Raw genomic sequence first — 15,324 nt, forward strand, 5'->3', positions numbered from 1 at the left:
GACGGGGTCGTGAACGGGCTGCGAGGAGCGTGTGGCGATGGCGAACGGTAACAGGGCCGTCGGGCCGACGCTGGATTCCGACGACGAAGCCGCGCTGTTGCGGCCGTTGGCGTTCGCCGAAGGCGGGGGTCTGCCACTTGCCCTGTGGGTGGTCCTGGCACGTGCCCTGTCGGGTCACCCGTGGACGGCTCAGGACGTGAGCGTGTTCCGGGACCGGGCGGGCGAACTCCTGGTCGAGACGCAGACACCGGAGGGTGTGGCCTACCGGTTGCGTGCCCGAGGAGCTCGGTCGGGCGAGCGGCAGACGCAACAGGCGGTCACGAGCGCGTTGCTGGCCGAGGTGCCCCTTGACGGGGACAGCGGGCACCGCGACTGGCTGGCTGCCGCACCGTACATCGTCGATCATCTCGCCGCCCACGCCGCCGCGGCCGGTGCCCTGGACGAGATACTCGAGGACGCCGAGTACATGGTGCACGCGGCCCCGCGGGGGCTGCTCCGCGCGCTCAACATCCCAGGCTCCTCCCGGGAGACGGTGCGGCGGAGCATTTACCGGGCATCCGTCCACGTCCATGCCACCGCGACCCTGCCCGAAAGACGGGACATCCTCGCCGTCGACGCCGCGCGCCACGGTGAGACCGGCCTCGCCCGGGAGCTGTCTCGCGGCCGCCCGTGGCGGCCGCGCTGGGCGACCGGCACGATGGTTCATCCAGCGCTGCGCTTCACCAAGACGGGACTGGGCGTGGACGCCGCCGCGTGCACCGTCATCGACGGGCGTCCCCACGCGGTGACCGGCTGCTACGACGCGAACGTCCGCGTGTGGGACCTGGTCGACGGAACCGAACGCCTTGTCATCACCGAGAACGACGGGGTCTACGCACTGGACTGCGTCGAGATCGACGGGCGTCCCCATGTCGTCACAGGAACCTGCTCCGGCAGCCTACGGGTGTGGGATCTGGATACCGGGGCCGAGCGGTTCGCCCTCGGAGGTCACAAGGGCTGGATACACGCGGTGGGCTGCACGGTGATCGACGGTCGGCCGCACGCCGTCACTGCGGGAGAGGACTGCCTGGTCCGGCTGTGGGACCTGGTCGACGGGTCGGAACGTGCGCGGATGCCCGGCCACACCGAGGAAGTACGAGCGGTGGCGTTCAGCGAGGTCGCCGGCCGCCCCGTGGCCGTGACCGGGGGCTATGACAACACGGTGAGGCTGTGGGACCTGGAGGACGGCGCCGAGCGGGCCGTGCTCACCGGTCACACGTCGGCCGTCTACTCGGTGGCTTGCACGGTGATCGACGGCATCCCCCACGCCATCACCGGGAGCGGCGGGGAGCACGCGGCACGGGTCTGGTGCCTGACCGACGGCTCGCAGCGCGCCGTGCTGGACGGGCACACCTCGTGGATAGCTGCCGTGAGCTGCTTCGAACTCGGCGGACGCCCCCACGTGTTGACCGCCGGTGGTGACTGCACGGTGCACGTGTGGGATCTGACCGAGGACACGGAGCGCGCTGTCCTGACCGGACACCACGGCTATGTGGACACGCTGGCCAGCACGGAGATCGACGGGCGCCCGTACGCTGTGAGCGGCGGCCATTCCGCGCCCCCACGCGTATGGGACCTGAGCGACGCCGCCCTGCCCGCGGGACACAAGGGCCACACCGGGACCGTGCAGGCCGTGGACGCCGTGGAGATCGACGGCCGTCCGCACGTCGTCACCGGAGGCGACACCACAATACGGGTCTGGGACCTGGCCGATGGGACGGAACGAGGCGCCCTGCCCCACGGGCACCGTGTGGAGGCGCTGGCGTGCACAACGGTCCACGACAGCCCCTACGCTGCCGTCGGAGGCTGCTGCGGCGTCGCCCGAGTCTGGGACCTCGCCGCAGGGACCGGGCTTCGGGACCTTCCCGGACCCGACAGCCGGGTGGAGACCGTGGCGTGGGCGGATGCCAACGGCCGTCCCTACGTGGTCACCTCCGACCAGCACCGCACCATACGCGTGTGGGATCTGGACGAGGACGTGGAGCACCCGCTCCACAGCGACCGCACCCGGTCGGCGGTGCGGGCCATGGAGCCCGTCACCTTCGACGGCCGCCCCCACCTCCTCACGGGCAGTGATGACGCCGCACTGCGGCTGTGGAGGCTCACGGAGAAGGGCCGACGTGTCACCGCCACCGTCCACACAGGGCACCACTGGATACGGGCACTCGCCGGCACCGTCCTGGAGGGCCGTCCCCACGCGCTGACCGTGGGCGGGAACGACACCGCAGTACAAGTGTGGGATCTGACGGACGGCACTCTGCGGTCCACCCTTGCGGGACACCCGTCAGGAGTTCTCGCGGTGGCCTGCACCACGCGGGACGACCGTACGGACGCCATCACCTTGGACGGCAGCGGCGCGGTCCACGTGTGGGATCTCGCGCTGGCCCGGCTCCGGGAGAAGGTCGCGCTGCCGACGCGGGCCCAGTGCATGACCGCCGTCGGCCAAGGCCTCGTCATCGGCATGGGCGACGACGTGGTCGTACTTGACCGCAATCGCTGAGGCAGGAACGGGGTGGACGGTGACGCATCCCGAGGCCGCGAGCAGCGCGGTAAGGAGCAGGGGCAGGGACCAGCGACGCATGGCCGCAACCGTGCCGCAGAAGCCCTGCACGGCGCCTCCGACGGGCCCGCTACGCCCCTCGGATGGAGGACACGACGGGCCGCCTGTACGGCAGGGCCGCCTTTGGCTGGTCTGGCGGACCCTGGACGAGGGGCAGGCAAGCCGTGAGGGAGGCCCTGGCGACGCTCAGACCGTCGGTGGAGCCGATGATGGCGCAGGCCGCAGAGGCTGTGCCGGGCCCGGCCGCTTTGTGGGCGGGGGTGGCGTACGAGCAGAAGCTGGACGGTCAACGGGCGCTCATCTTCACCGCGTCCGGGCCGGGCGCCGCGGTGGTGGTGCAGACCCGCCGCGGGGCTCTGGGTGCAGGACCGGTGGCCGGACCTGGTGGCGGCCGCCGAGGCGCAGTTGCCGCACGGCCTGGTCCTCGACGGCGAACTCGTCGTCTGGGACACCGAGGCAGGCCGGTTGTCGTTCGAGGCGTTGCAGCGCCGGGCCGCCGCTCGCGGCCGCGGCGCTGCCGGCCTCGTCGCCCGTGGCCGGCCTACTTCTTCGCCTTCGACCCCTTCCTGCGGCGGGTCGGTGGCGTAGAGCTCGGTGAGGTACCCGTGTCGAGAGCGCCGATCCTTCGCGGGGCTGACCGCCGGCTGCCGGGCCGCCCGGGCGGGCCGCCGATATCCTGGGACCGAGATCGGGGGCTTTCCTCAGCCGGAAGGCAGCACGATGCGGCGTCGATGCCTCATGCTCCTCGCAGCCCCGCTCCTCGCCTCCTCGGTGGCCCTCGCCCCCGCCCACGTCGCGCAGGCCGGAACCGCCGGGTCGAGCGGGGTCAAGCAGGCGGTGAAAGTCACCAAAGTCGAAGTGGTCACCCTGCTGAAGTCGGGGGAGACCGTCGAGTGCAACGGCACTCCCGTGGCCATGGCCTTCGACGGGAAGGTCACGGCGACCGGGCCGGGCACGGTCCGCTACCACTGGACCGTGAATACCGGCCGCGCCCGGGTCTCCCCGGGAACCTTCGCCTTCGGCGCGGGCACCTCCACCAAGGTCGACCTTCAGGTCGTGGACATGCCGGCGCCCAGGAACGCCAAGGCGGTGACCGGGTACGTCACGCTCCACCTGCCGGACCAGAAGAAGAGCGTCCGCAGTGAGCAGGTGACGTTCCCCTGCAAGAAGTGAGCCCTGCTTTTTCCTGCGCTTCAGCAACAGCTTCGAAAGGCGCCTGAACGGCCGCTACCTGTCCGGGTACCGAGGGTGGACCAAGATCAGGAGGCAGGACATCGGAAGGCGGGCTCGGCATCTGGGGCGCCATCGCCCTGGGCGGTGTCGGCGCGTGGCTCGGCTGCCGCCGCCACGGCATCCCCTTCCCCGCCCACGCGGACGCCGTCGCCCCCGGCATGGCCCCGGCCCAGGCGATCGGCCGCTGGGGCAACTGGTTCAACCAGGAACTCTACGGCCGCCCCACCACGCTCCCGATTGCGCGAGGTCGCGGATCTGGTCGACGACCCGAACACCGATGCGGTCACACACTTGCACCGGCTGCGCAGCCTGCTGCTGGAACATCGCGACCGCGCCGCCGCGACGGTGCCGGCCATAGACAGAGAACTGACGGCACGGGCCAGGGGGATCAGGACGACACCGGAGGAAAAACTCAAAGTGTTCGGTGCGCGGCTGTACGAGGCCATCGGGTCCGCCTACCCTGCGACTCGGCGCACCGAGCCGCGGATCGCCGCGAGGATCTGGGAAGCGCTCGGGGACGCCCGGACGGTCCTGAACGTCGGGGCCGGCACCGGCTCCTACGAACCCCCGGACCGCGAGGTCACAGCGGTGGAACCGTCGGCGGCCATGCGCGCAGCGTCCCTCGAGCGCGGCGCCGTGCGTGGCCGCCAGTGCGGAGCGCCTGCCGGTCGCCAACCAGTCCTTCGACGCCGCGATGGCGGTCAGCACAGTTGACCACTGGCCGGACCCGATCGCCGGGCTGCGCAAGCTCAAGAGGGTGGCCCGGCGCGTGGTGGTGTTCACGTACGACGCCAGCCCGACCAGCTGGCTCCAGCGGTTCTGGCTCACCCGCGACTACTTGCCCGAATTCGCCGACCTGCTCGTCGGCTGGCCTTCACTGGCCGACATGACCCGCGCGGTCGGGGGCCGCGCGGAGCCGGTGCTCATCAGTGGGACTGCGCCGACGGCTTCTTCGAGGCCCACTGGCGCCGCCCCGAGTCGTACCTGGACGAACACGTGCGCCGCGCGGTATCCGTCTGGACCAGGGTCGGGCCGCAGGCCGAGCAGCGGGCGGTGAGCATGCTCCGCGACGACCTCTCCTGCGGCCGCTGGGCGGTAACCCGGTCGTGATCGACTTGATCGACGAGTACGACTGTCCTGCGTGCGGTGAGCGTGATGAGGATCAGCCCGACGTAGCTGGCCGGGCTTCGTAGAAGGTTCCGTCGCGGAGCATGGCGAAGAGGACGTCGGCTCGTCATTCTCGCGGGCAGAGAGACACTCCGAGCGCACCCTTGCCGCACAAACAACTGCGTGCCCAGACTGGCAGGTGTGGCGACCATCGAAGCGATATACGGATTGGCTGGAGTGCTGGGCGGCGCAGCGATCGGCGCTGTCAGCTCCGGCCTCTTACAGCGATCGACCCGCAAGGCGAGTGAGGACGGTGTCCGACGGACGCAGTCACTGGAAGCGAAGCAGACAGCCCTCGAAGCGGCCGCTGCAGGCCGCGTCGCTACGCGCTCATGGGGCCTTTATATGGAGCTGGTGATCCAGAACCTGGAGGCCGGCCATCCCGTCGAACTCGATACCTATGACGCGACGGTCAGGGAGCAGCTCGACGTCCTCGCCACTGGTTTCTACCGGCTCGCCGCTGTCGATGGTGTCGAACTCGCCAACGTCCCTGGTGTGGGGAAACCCCGGACCGCGCTCAGCGAGACCAGCGCACTCGTCCGTAAGGTCTTGCTCCAGCGACTTACCAACACCTCCAACACCTGCTTGGAGCACGAGCCGGCGGAACTGCGGGCAAGGGTTGAGAAAGTGAGCGAAGAAATGAACTTTCTCCTGGTGCGACTGACAGAGCACTTCAGGGGCAGCCCGCTCCCCGCCGGCATGGCCTACCAGGCCCAGCCCGTCCCATCGCTTGCCGCCCCTGACAGTGCCACTCCCATAAGCGACTATCTCGAGTTCCAGCCCTTCTGGTTCGCCGTACCCAACTCACGCCCGCTGGTATGCACGGACGACGGTGCTGCGCCAGGCATCGAGCTACAGCCTGGGTTGTGGTACCTGGCAGTCGGCAACACGAGCAGGGGTTTGATGGTCCAGGCGCAGGACGGCCAGCGTGGAATCCTGCAGAACACCGACGGCATCCAGCGGGGATGACTTCCTCCGCCTGATTCTGTGCGTCCGGGCAAGGAGTGCACGTGAAGCAGCCGGAGCCCGTGGGGATGAGTCTGCTGGGTGGGGAGTCGGGGTGTGAGGCGTTCGCGGTGCTGTCACGCTTCCGGGCGGAGCTGTACGCGTCGATGACCGGACGTGCGGACACCTTGTTCGAGTTGACGGACGCGCTGTTATGCAGTGACGGTCCGGTTCGGACTCTGGTCGATCTCGCGCTCGCTCCCGAACATCGTCGTGGTCACGGGGCTCTGTACGGCGCCCTCAACCGAGGCCGTTTTGATGTATCGCGGCTGCGGCGGTCGCTGGCAGAGATGCCGCTGCCGAAGGCTGCGGAGGGTCGCCTGGTCCTGGCCGTCGATGTCAGTCCGTGGCTGCGGCCGGACGCCGCGACCTCGCCGGACCGCTCGTTCTGCCACACCTACGGGCGGGGGAAGACCCGGCACCGAATCATCCCTGGCTGGCCGTACTCGTTCGTCGCCGCGCTGGAGACCGGCCGCACTTCCTGGGCCGCGATCCTGGACGCCGTCCGCCTCGGCCCGGGCGCGGACGTCGCTGCCGTCACGATCGCCCAAGTCCGCGAAGTCGTCCAGCGGCTCGTCGCCGCCGGCCAGTGGGCTCCGGGTGACCGCGACATCCTGATCGTGTTGCACGCCGGATACGACGCGCCCCGCATCGCCCACTCCCCGGGCGATCTGCCCGTCGAAATCCTCGGCCGGACGCGCTCGGACCGGGTCACGCGCCGGCCGACTCCGCCCCGCGTCTACGACCCCAAGGGCGACCGCCCAAGCACGGCACCGAACCCGCAGGGCCGCCTGGCTCGGCCACGATGGTGAACTGCCCATCATCTCCGGCACCGTCATCCGTCTCGAAGTCGAGCACCTGCCGTCCGGCGGCGACCCGAAGCCGATCTGGCTGTGGTGGTCACGAGTGGACGCCACAGCCGCGGACGTGGACCGCTGTTGGCACGCCTTTCTGCGCCGGTTCGACATCGAGCACACCTTCAGAATGATCAAACAGACCATGGGCTGGACCAAGCCGAAAGTTCGAGAACCGGAGGCTGCCGACCGCTGGACCGGGCTGATCATCGCCGCACACACCCAGCTCCGCCTCGCCCGCCCGCCCGCTCTCGACCTGCGACGCCCCTGGGAGAAATCGGCCGACCCGAACAGACTGACCCCAGCCCGCGTCCGCCGCGGGTTCCGGAACCTCCATCGCGGCTGCCCTCGCCAGCCGCTGTTCCCAAACCCTCCCGCCCAGGCCACGACGGCCCCCCCCATTACCTTCTTGGTGGCCCCGCAATGGGGTGCCCGGCCTCCGGGTCCGGCATGACTGCTCCCCCCTGTTGAACGTATGGCCTGGGGGGTGGTGTCACCGGCCCGGAGGCATCGACAGACCGCTGATTAGGGGCATGACCACCGGCTTCCTTCGGGAGCTTGGGAGGCTCTTCGTAATGTGGATGTGGCGATCGGTGCCGTGGGACGGCCGGGCGGTGGGGACGACCGGAGGACGCACGTGATCGACACGAGTGGCATCGGCGCTTTCCTGGGCCTGGACGTCGGCAAGGGCGAACACCACGCCACCGCCGTCACCCCGGCCGGGAAGAAGGCCTTCGACAAGCGGCTGCCCAACAGCGAACCCAAGCTCCGCGAGGTGTTCGGCAAGCTACAGGCCAAGCACGGGACCGTGCTCGTGGTCGTCGACCAGCCGGCCTCCATCGGTGCCCTGCCGCTGGCGGTCGCCCGGGACATGGGCTGCCCGGTCGCCTACCTGCCCGGACTGACCATGCGGCGGATCGCCGACCTCTACCCAGGTGAGGCCAAGACCGATGCCCGCGACGCGTTCGTCATCGCGGACGCCGCCCGCGTCATGCCGCACACGCTCCGCTCGGTCGATCTCGAGGACGAGACCATCGCCGAGCTGGAGATGATCGTCGGCTTCGACGACGACCTGGCTGGCGAAGCCACCCGCATCAGCAACCGCCTGCGCGGCCTGCTGACGCAGATCCATCCGTCGCTGGAACGCGTCCTGGGGCCGCGAGTGCAGCACCCGGCCGTGCTCAGGCTGCTCGACCAGTTCGGCTCGCCCGCCCAGATACGCAAGGCCGGACGGCGTCGGCTCGTGACACTGATCCGTCCGAAGGCCCCGCGGATGGCCGAGCGTCTCGTCGATGACATCTTCACGGCCCTGGACGAGCAGACCGTCGTCGTCCCGGGCACCGACGCGGCCGCATTGATCGTTCCCAGCCTCGCGGGCTCCCTCCAGGCAGTTCTTGACCAGCGCAAACTCCTCGCCGCCCGGATCGAGGAACTGCTGGAGAACCACCCTCTTTCCAAGGTCCTGACGTCCATGCCGGGGATCGGCGTCAGGACCGGAGCCCGCATCCTCATCGACGTCGGCGACGGCAGTTCGTTCCCGTCCGCCGCCCACCTCGCCGCCTACGCCGGCCTTGCCCCAGCGACCCGCAGCTCGGGCTCGTCGATCCGTGGTGAGCAACCGTCCCGGAGAGGAAACAAGCAGCTCAAACGGGCCTTCTTCCTCTCCGCGTTCGCCGCCCTGGCCGACCCGGTCTCCAGGGCCTACTACGACAAGAAGATCAACCAGGGCAAGCACCACACCCAAGCACTCCTCTGCCTCGCGAGACGACGAGCCGACGTGCTCTTCGCGATGCTCCGCGACGGCACTTTCTACGAACCCCAACCCGCCCCATCAGCTTGACCAAACCCATAGGGGCACCCCCCGGCTCGAAGAACCAACGGCTGGCAACACGCCACGACGTCGGCCTCGAACTCGTCACTGGCCAGCCCTACCGCCGACCCACCCACCACCAGGCAGGCACCAAACCCCGCCGAACTGGATCGGTCCCGTGACGGCTGCACGGATGGCCGACGCTGCGGCCATGGCGAAGCGGACGCTCTGGAGACGATCTCTAGCCGACCAGACGGCGGCGCCACTCCAGGGCGGTGACGGTGATGGCCCGGCCGGGGTCACGGTCCCAATCGGCATGGAGACCGGCCGCTTCCAGGGCGGCCACGACCTCGTGGCCGATGGCCGCAGTGGTCTCGGACGAGCCGTCGAAGCCTCCGTAGAGGAGCACCAGTCCCTGGCCGGCTGCGGCGGAGTCCGTGCACTGGGAGTGGAAATAGACGAAGCCACGGGCGTCGGTCCCGCCTTCGCCGCCGATTTCAGACTGGCCGCAGCTGCGGCAGCAGGTGAAGTTCTCGCGGGCGGTGATACCGGCCTCCTGCAGGGCGGCGAACGCGCGAGTGAGCCGCTCCGGGTCAGTCTCGCCCGGCCACCCGGCCTGCTCCGCGACACGCTCCAGCCACATCCGGTCGGCCAGCGCCTCCGCCTGCACGCGCGAGACAGGCCGGCGGTCCGCGGTGACCAGGTACTCCTCAGCGAGCTCCGCCAGTTCGGCGCGGTCCGCGTAGCCGCCGATCAGCACCTCACGGACGCGCTTCTCCAACCCCTCGCGCTCGTCTTCGTCCAGGTCCAGCGGCGGCACCTCGCGGGCGAGGCCCGTATCCAGCAGCGACCAGGCCAGACCAGCGCCCCAACCCGACCCCTGCCGGGCCCAGCCGGTCATCGCCGCAACCACGGCCTCGGAACCGTCGACCATCACCTGGAAGTGCCGGTCGGCGGCACCGTCGCGGTGCTCCAGCGTGTAATCCCCACCGGCCTGGTGCCAGACCTGGGCAAAGACGTCGGGCAGGTCGGGTATCCGATGGACCACCAGAAACCGGTCACCATCACCGCCGATTCGCCGGACCAGCCCAGCCAACGCCTCGGCGGACACACGAACGTGCCGCTCCCCGTTCTCCGTCTTCACCACGATCTCGAGCATGCGCAGACTCTGACACACCCCCCTGACAGCAGACCTCCCGGGACCCGCGACGCAGCTCACTGCGATGGCCCAGGACAACCCCGATCCCGCGCAGAAGTCCGCTCGCTCATTTCCCTGTGCCGCTGCGTGGCCCGGGCCAAGTTCTGACGGCAGCTTCTAGGCTCAGGCGCTCGTGCACGGCAAACCGAACTCAGGCTAAACGGCAAGCTCAGCTTGTTCTTTATCTACCAGGATCTTCCTGGTTTGCCGATGGCCTCGAGGTCTCGGGGCGTTTGACGGTCTTGCCGACGTCGTAGCGGGGTGCCCGGTGCTTGTTCTTGGCCCCGGGTGGCCGCCCGGGGCCGGTGCCTCGCGGTCGTTCGAGGCGCTGCCCGCGCTGTCCCCGTACCATTCGGTCTTGCCGACGGCCTCAGCACCGTGACCTGGATGAACGTAACGGCGCTCGCCGCGGTGTTCACCTGGCATAGCCAGCGGGTGCTCACGGCGGTTTCAGTCGTCCAGCATGAAGCCCAACGGCCCACGGAGGTCGGCAGGTCCGCAGTAGTGCACGCCGGTCATCCCGAGCCCGACTGCAGCTTCGACGTTCTCGAGCCGGTCATCCACAAAAAGGCACCGGTTCATGTCGACACCAACCTGCTGGGCCGCGATCTCGTAGATCTTCCGGTCCGGCTTGGCCACCCCCACCCGGGCACTGCTGACGACGTGGTCTGCGAGATCCGACAGACCCAGCGAGGCCAAATCGTCCTCCAACTCCACGGTCGCATTTGTCACCAGTACCAAGGGCACGTGCGCCCTCACCTGACGAAGCATGGCCACCACAACTTCGTCGGCCCAGAACGGCGCCTTGGCTAGCGCGGTACCCAGCTCGCGCGCCTGCACCTCCGGCACCTGACCTGCTAGGCCGACCACAATGGACTCCACCCACTGCTGCTTGGTGATCGCCCCGAGGAGCAGCGGCAGGTCTATCTCCGGTGCAAACGCCACCCTTTCGGTTGTGCCATCCGCCAGCCCCGCACCACGCTCCAGGTTTGCCAGCTGCGTCGTGTCGTAGAAGCGGATCACGTTGTCGAGGTCGCACAGCACCGCATCGAAGGGCCTACTAAGGGCTGTCCCGTAACTGCAGGTCGCAGGTGAGATGATCTTGGTGTGGCTGGTGTGATTACGGCGTCGGAGCCGTCTTGGATAGCCCCGTTCACGGGGTTGAGCCCGCGCTGTTTCGGGAAGCTGGTGACCGTGCTGCGGCGCGAGGGTGCGGACGCGGTCCGCAAGGGCCGGCCGTGGAGTCTCCCGCTGGAGGACCGGGCACTGCTGGTGGCGGCGTACTGGCGCACGAACTTGACGATCCGCCAGCTCGCTCCACTCTTCGGGGTCTCGAAGTCGGCGGCCGACCGCATCATCGACCACCTCGGGCCGATGCTTGCCCTGCAGCCGCGCAAGCGGTTCGCCAAGGACACCGTGCTGATCGTGGACGGCACTCTCGTGCCCACCCGAGACCACGCCGTGGCCGAGCAGTCCAAGAACTACCGGTACTCCACGAGCCACCAGATCGTCATCGACGCCGACAGCCGCCTGGTCGTCGTAGTCGGCCGGCCGCTCGCCGGGAACCGCAACGACTGCAAGGCGTGGGAGGAATCCGGCGCCAAAGCTGCCGTCGGCAGGACACTCACGATCGCCGACGGCGGCTACCCCGGCACCGGACTCGTCATGCCCCACCGACGCCGCAAAGGCGAAGACCTGCCCGACTGGAAGCAGGCGCACAACAAGTCCCACAAGCAGGTTCGCGCCCGCGTCGAGCACGTCTTCGCCCGCATGAAGACCTGGAAGATCCTCCGCGACTGCCGCCTCAAAGGCGACGGCGTCCACCACGCCATGCTCGGTATCGCCCGCATGCACAACCTCGCCCTCGCCGGATAGGCGATCGGATCGCACTGCGACCGACCTCGCCTCAGGCGACTCAAAGATCATTTACGGGACAACCCTTAGGCGTCGACATGGGCCGGACGACGACAGCTCGGGTTGCCTTGTCTGCGTAGGAGATGAGCTGTTCCGGTTGCTGGTGGACAACCGCCCGTCAATTAAGGTTCTGCACACCACCATGTGGGGCGCCCTCCACTACTTTGATTTGGCCCTTGGTGAGGTAGACGACACATCGCTAGCGACGCGCTAGGGTAAATAGAAAGGCCCCCCGACCGGCGCCTGGGGCTTTTCTCTACTCCATCAGGTACACCTTGTGATCGTCCAGTTGACCGGCCGCGGCCCGTCATAGCTTGTGTCGTCAACCGCCCTCGGGACTGGTAGTTCCCCTTGAGGATCTCCTTAGCCCGCCGGTGCGAGAGCCGTGCCCGGACCGTCGGCTCGCGCAGGTGTGATGGCTCGTTTGTTCGGCTGTCGCGGCGGCATCATCGCCGAGGTCGCTTTCGGGGCGGGAGGATCCTGGTGCTGTTATGCCCCGGGCGGCCATACATGGTGACGTCAGTTCAGGGGCATCTCGTGGCGGGTTCCTGGGGCGTTGTTGCCTCCGCCGAGATCGGCGGCGAGCTCCACCGCTACTTCATCGACCGGGACCTCGCCGGGCAGCAGCCTGTTCTGCCCGCGTCGGAACTCGCCACCGTCACCGCCGGGATCGGCTCGTACCAGTCGATCCGTGATGACTCGTACGGCATCGGCTCCAACGTCGAGAACGGGCTAGCCGACACCATGGTTTACGACATTCCGGCATCCTGGCCGCAGTATTTCAGCTCCCATCCCCATCTCACTCTGAAGCTGTCTCCCTTGCTGTATGACAATCCCGAGATGGACCTCCAACTCGTCGACCGCCGCGCGGACTCTCCCACCTTCGGGGCCAGCCAGATCCTCCCCTTCCCGCAGGACTCGCGGGCCGTCCTGACCATCGAACCGGGTGTGCTCATGCGGGCCCGGGGCAGGGGGACGCTCCACTACCGGGTGGAGTACGAGGTCCACGACTCCCGCGGCACGCGCCTGCCCGAGCTCTTCGTCCCGGTCCACGCCGACGGATTACTGCCGACCTTTGACACGCCGGGTGCCGCTCTGGCGGGCAACGTCGTCCGAGAGCTGGCCTACCCGTGACCGCGACCCAGCAAGAACCGAAGACCGGCCGCACCGTGCTCCCCACCGCGTCACGCTGGCTGACGCTGCTGCTCGTGGTCTTCGCGGTGCTCGTCACGTCCCGTTCCCTGAGCGAGGGCATCTACGACATCGCGTTCGCCAACCTGGCCCTGGACCTCTCCGGCCTGGTCAGCACGGTCGGCCTGGTGTACTGCGTGGGCTACGGCGTGGAGGTCGTCGCCTCGATCGCGGCCGGCCCCCTGCTAGACCGAGGTAACCCAAAGACCGTCCTGGTCGTGGCCTATCTCGTCAAGATCGGCGTGTTCGTCGGCATCGGCATCGGCTCCACGTTCCTCTCCTCCCACCTGTGGGCGATCGTCGTCGCGGCCGCCACGGTGGACCTGGTCCACCACATCGGGGAAATGGCCCTGTTCGTGCTCCTGCCGCGGATCCTCGACGCCAAGACCCTCGTCCGGGTGCAGGGCGTCGGCGGAACCATCCGCTCGGCCGCCGAACTACTCTCCCCGGTCGTGGCGGGCCTGGTCATCGCCCTGCTCCCCGGGTCCCAGGCCCTCCTCGTCGCCGCTGGCCTCCAGGTCCTCGCCCTAGCCGTCTTCGCTGGCTTCATCGCCGTCGTGGCCCGGCAGCCGGGATCCGTGCAGCCAAAGCCCGTTCACGCGCAGGGGCCTGACGCCGCGACCAGCGTGAAGGCCGCCAGCGCTGCACCCGAAGAAGAACCCGCCCCCGCCCCTGCCCCTGCCCCTGCCCCCCTCCCGTCCCGCCGCGTGGTGGCGCGGACCCTTGCCACCAGCCCGGCCTGGCGCCGCTTCCTCACCTTCCACGCCCTGACCGTGCTCGCCCTCTCGACGGTCATCCTTTCCCTGCTCTCCCTCATGAGGGAGACCTTCGACATGTCGCCGGCCCGCGCCGGCTCCTTCCTGGCGTTCTCCACCATCGGAGCCATCATCGGTGGCTTCGTCGTCGCGAAAGCCGGCCCGGAAGGCATCTACTCCAGCCTCCGCTGGGCCACCGCCCTCGCGGGCGCCGGCACCCTCACGGCGGCACTGCTCGGTGGGACGCAGTGGATCCTCGCGGGCGCCCTCATCCTCTTCGGTCTCGGCTTCACCGTGTACCTCAGGTCGGCCGGACTCCTCGTTCAGCTGCGCGCCCCCGCCGCCTTGCTCGGCACCTGGCACGGCCTCCTCGACGCCGTCATCCGCATCGTCAGTGCCGGGGCGATCCTCGCCACCGGCTTCCTCTTCGACCGCTTCGGAGGCAGGCCCGTCTACCTCGTCTTCGGCACGCTCCTCCTGCTCACCGCAGCCTTCTGGTCCACCTTCGGCACCCAAGACCAGCACAACCTCGGCTCAACCCCCCTGCACCCCGCCCCCGCCCCGTAAGGGCCCACGCCGGTTGGCCGCTTCGTCGGCCACAGTTGAGCACCGCACCGCACCGCGCCGAGATTGGCGACGGCGTCCCCGTCCTGCCATGCATGCCTGCCGGACTGGGCGGTCCCCGGGCAACCACGATCCGGCCCAGTCGGGGGCGGGCCGCGGCGCCGGCCCGCCAGGTTGTGGATCGCGTCGGACAAGCTCCCCTCATCCGACGCGACAAACTGCGTCGCCAGTGATCAGGCCCTTTGTCGAATGGCACGTCCTTCGTGATGTCCGCCGCCGCACCACCCGCAACCGCTACTCCGTCGGCGCCGCCAAAGCCGACGGCACCGAGATCCGGACCGCCATCGCCTTCTGACCTGGCTCGACTCCCACCTGACAAGCCTCGCCGACGCCGATCTGCCCGGCCAGGCACCGGGCCGCGCCCGCAACCCCCTCGGCGCCGGCGCCCTCCTGCGCTCACACGGCCTCCCCGTTCTCACCGCACGCAATACCGCAATGATCGAAGCTGCTACCGACCTGCCGCCGATCGTCATTGCTGACCTGTTCGGCCTGCACCCCAGCACTGCCAACCGCTGGGCCCGCTACGCCAACGACAGCTGGAGCCACTACCTGGCGGCTCGAGACCAGGGCACGCCGAGGTCCTGACTCTTCTTCGTCAACGCCTGCACAGCGGGCCCGGTGACCGCAGCAACCGACAAGGCCGAGGCGTTCAACGGGTTCTCGGTCCCGTGCTCTGTCCCGGTCCCGGTCGCGAAGCCGGTCAGGGACTCCACGCCGTCATCGGGCGGGTAGGTGCGGTGCGGCGCTGGAATCCGCACCGGGCATCAAGATCGACAGCGTCTACTGCGACTTACACCGTGAGCACCCTGTCCAGGGCGACCAGCCCCTTCCGCAGTATGCGACTGGCTGGACCACTGGCCGCGCCCGGTTGGGAGCGGCCAGTGGCCTGGTGGTAGCGGGTGGCGCCGTTGACCGCCTGGGGATGGGGTATCAACGGCGCCGGCGCCGGTGCCGCGCTCGCACAGCACCCTGCT

The 15,324-nt window shown here is 69.1% G+C and carries 12 protein-coding genes and 3 pseudogenes; 13 read left to right on the forward strand and 2 right to left on the reverse strand.

The window, feature by feature from the left end; all coding sequences use genetic code 11:
- Positions 1–37: 37 nt before the first annotated feature.
- From OG594_RS24290 to OG594_RS24325, 8 genes and pseudogenes are all read left to right on the forward strand, one after another.
- On the forward strand, positions 38–2,539 hold the full coding sequence (locus OG594_RS24290) for a WD40 repeat domain-containing protein (protein WP_266602354.1): 2,502 nt from the start codon (positions 38–40) through the stop codon (positions 2,537–2,539).
- A gap of 420 nt (positions 2,540–2,959) precedes the next feature.
- Entirely contained in the window at positions 2,960–3,187 is a 228-nt protein-coding gene (locus OG594_RS24295; RefSeq protein ID WP_266602356.1) for a hypothetical protein, read from the forward strand.
- A 132-nt stretch (positions 3,188–3,319) separates the two neighbouring features.
- Entirely contained in the window at positions 3,320–3,772 is a 453-nt protein-coding gene (locus OG594_RS24300) for a hypothetical protein (RefSeq protein ID WP_266602358.1), read from the forward strand.
- Between the two features lie 104 nt (positions 3,773–3,876).
- Positions 3,877–4,068: pseudogene (locus OG594_RS24305) on the forward strand (prolipoprotein diacylglyceryl transferase family protein); the annotation flags it as partial.
- Between the two features lies 1 nt (position 4,069).
- Positions 4,070–4,927, forward strand: a pseudogene (locus OG594_RS24310) (class I SAM-dependent methyltransferase); the annotation flags it as partial.
- A gap of 213 nt (positions 4,928–5,140) precedes the next feature.
- A complete protein-coding gene (locus tag OG594_RS24315; RefSeq protein WP_266602360.1) occupies positions 5,141–5,968 on the forward strand; it encodes a hypothetical protein in 828 nt (275 codons plus the stop codon).
- A gap of 65 nt (positions 5,969–6,033) precedes the next feature.
- A pseudogene (locus OG594_RS24320) lies at positions 6,034–7,192 on the forward strand (transposase); the annotation flags it as partial.
- 303 nt (positions 7,193–7,495) lie between these two features.
- On the forward strand, positions 7,496–8,698 hold the full coding sequence (locus tag OG594_RS24325; RefSeq protein ID WP_266602058.1) for an IS110 family transposase: 1,203 nt from the start codon (positions 7,496–7,498) through the stop codon (positions 8,696–8,698).
- Positions 8,699–8,909: 211 nt separating this feature from the next.
- On the opposite strand, the gene OG594_RS24330 is transcribed toward OG594_RS24325, so the two are convergent.
- Both OG594_RS24330 and OG594_RS24335 read right to left on the reverse strand, forming a co-directional pair.
- A complete protein-coding gene (locus OG594_RS24330) occupies positions 8,910–9,827 on the reverse strand; it encodes a hypothetical protein (protein ID WP_266602364.1) in 918 nt (305 codons plus the stop codon).
- A gap of 489 nt (positions 9,828–10,316) precedes the next feature.
- A complete protein-coding gene (locus tag OG594_RS24335) occupies positions 10,317–10,910 on the reverse strand; it encodes an HAD-IA family hydrolase (RefSeq protein ID WP_323185289.1) in 594 nt (197 codons plus the stop codon).
- 63 nt (positions 10,911–10,973) lie between these two features.
- On the opposite strand from OG594_RS24335, the gene OG594_RS24340 reads away from it, so the two are divergent.
- From OG594_RS24340 to OG594_RS24360, 5 genes are all read left to right on the forward strand, one after another.
- Positions 10,974–11,741 carry a transposase gene (locus tag OG594_RS24340; protein WP_266602243.1) on the forward strand — a complete coding sequence of 256 codons (768 nt, stop codon included), beginning with the start codon at positions 10,974–10,976 and terminating at the stop codon, positions 11,739–11,741.
- A 576-nt stretch (positions 11,742–12,317) separates the two neighbouring features.
- The gene (locus OG594_RS24345) at positions 12,318–12,914 is read left to right on the forward strand and encodes a hypothetical protein (RefSeq protein ID WP_266602368.1); all 597 of its coding nucleotides are present in this window, start codon (positions 12,318–12,320) and stop codon (positions 12,912–12,914) included.
- Complete coding sequence (locus OG594_RS24350; RefSeq protein ID WP_266602370.1) at positions 12,911–14,293, forward strand: MFS transporter; 1,383 nt, start codon at positions 12,911–12,913, stop codon at positions 14,291–14,293. Before OG594_RS24345 ends, OG594_RS24350 begins: the two co-directional genes overlap by 4 nt.
- Before the next feature lie 226 nt (positions 14,294–14,519).
- Positions 14,520–14,645 carry a hypothetical protein gene (locus tag OG594_RS24355; protein ID WP_266602372.1) on the forward strand — a complete coding sequence of 42 codons (126 nt, stop codon included), beginning with the start codon at positions 14,520–14,522 and terminating at the stop codon, positions 14,643–14,645.
- A 140-nt stretch (positions 14,646–14,785) separates the two neighbouring features.
- Entirely contained in the window at positions 14,786–14,935 is a 150-nt protein-coding gene (locus OG594_RS24360) for a hypothetical protein (RefSeq protein ID WP_266602374.1), read from the forward strand.
- The last annotated feature ends 389 nt before the right edge of the window (positions 14,936–15,324 follow it).

It is taken from the genome of Streptomyces sp. NBC_01214 (assembly GCF_026340975.1).
Lineage (GTDB): Bacteria > Actinomycetota > Actinomycetes > Streptomycetales > Streptomycetaceae > Streptomyces.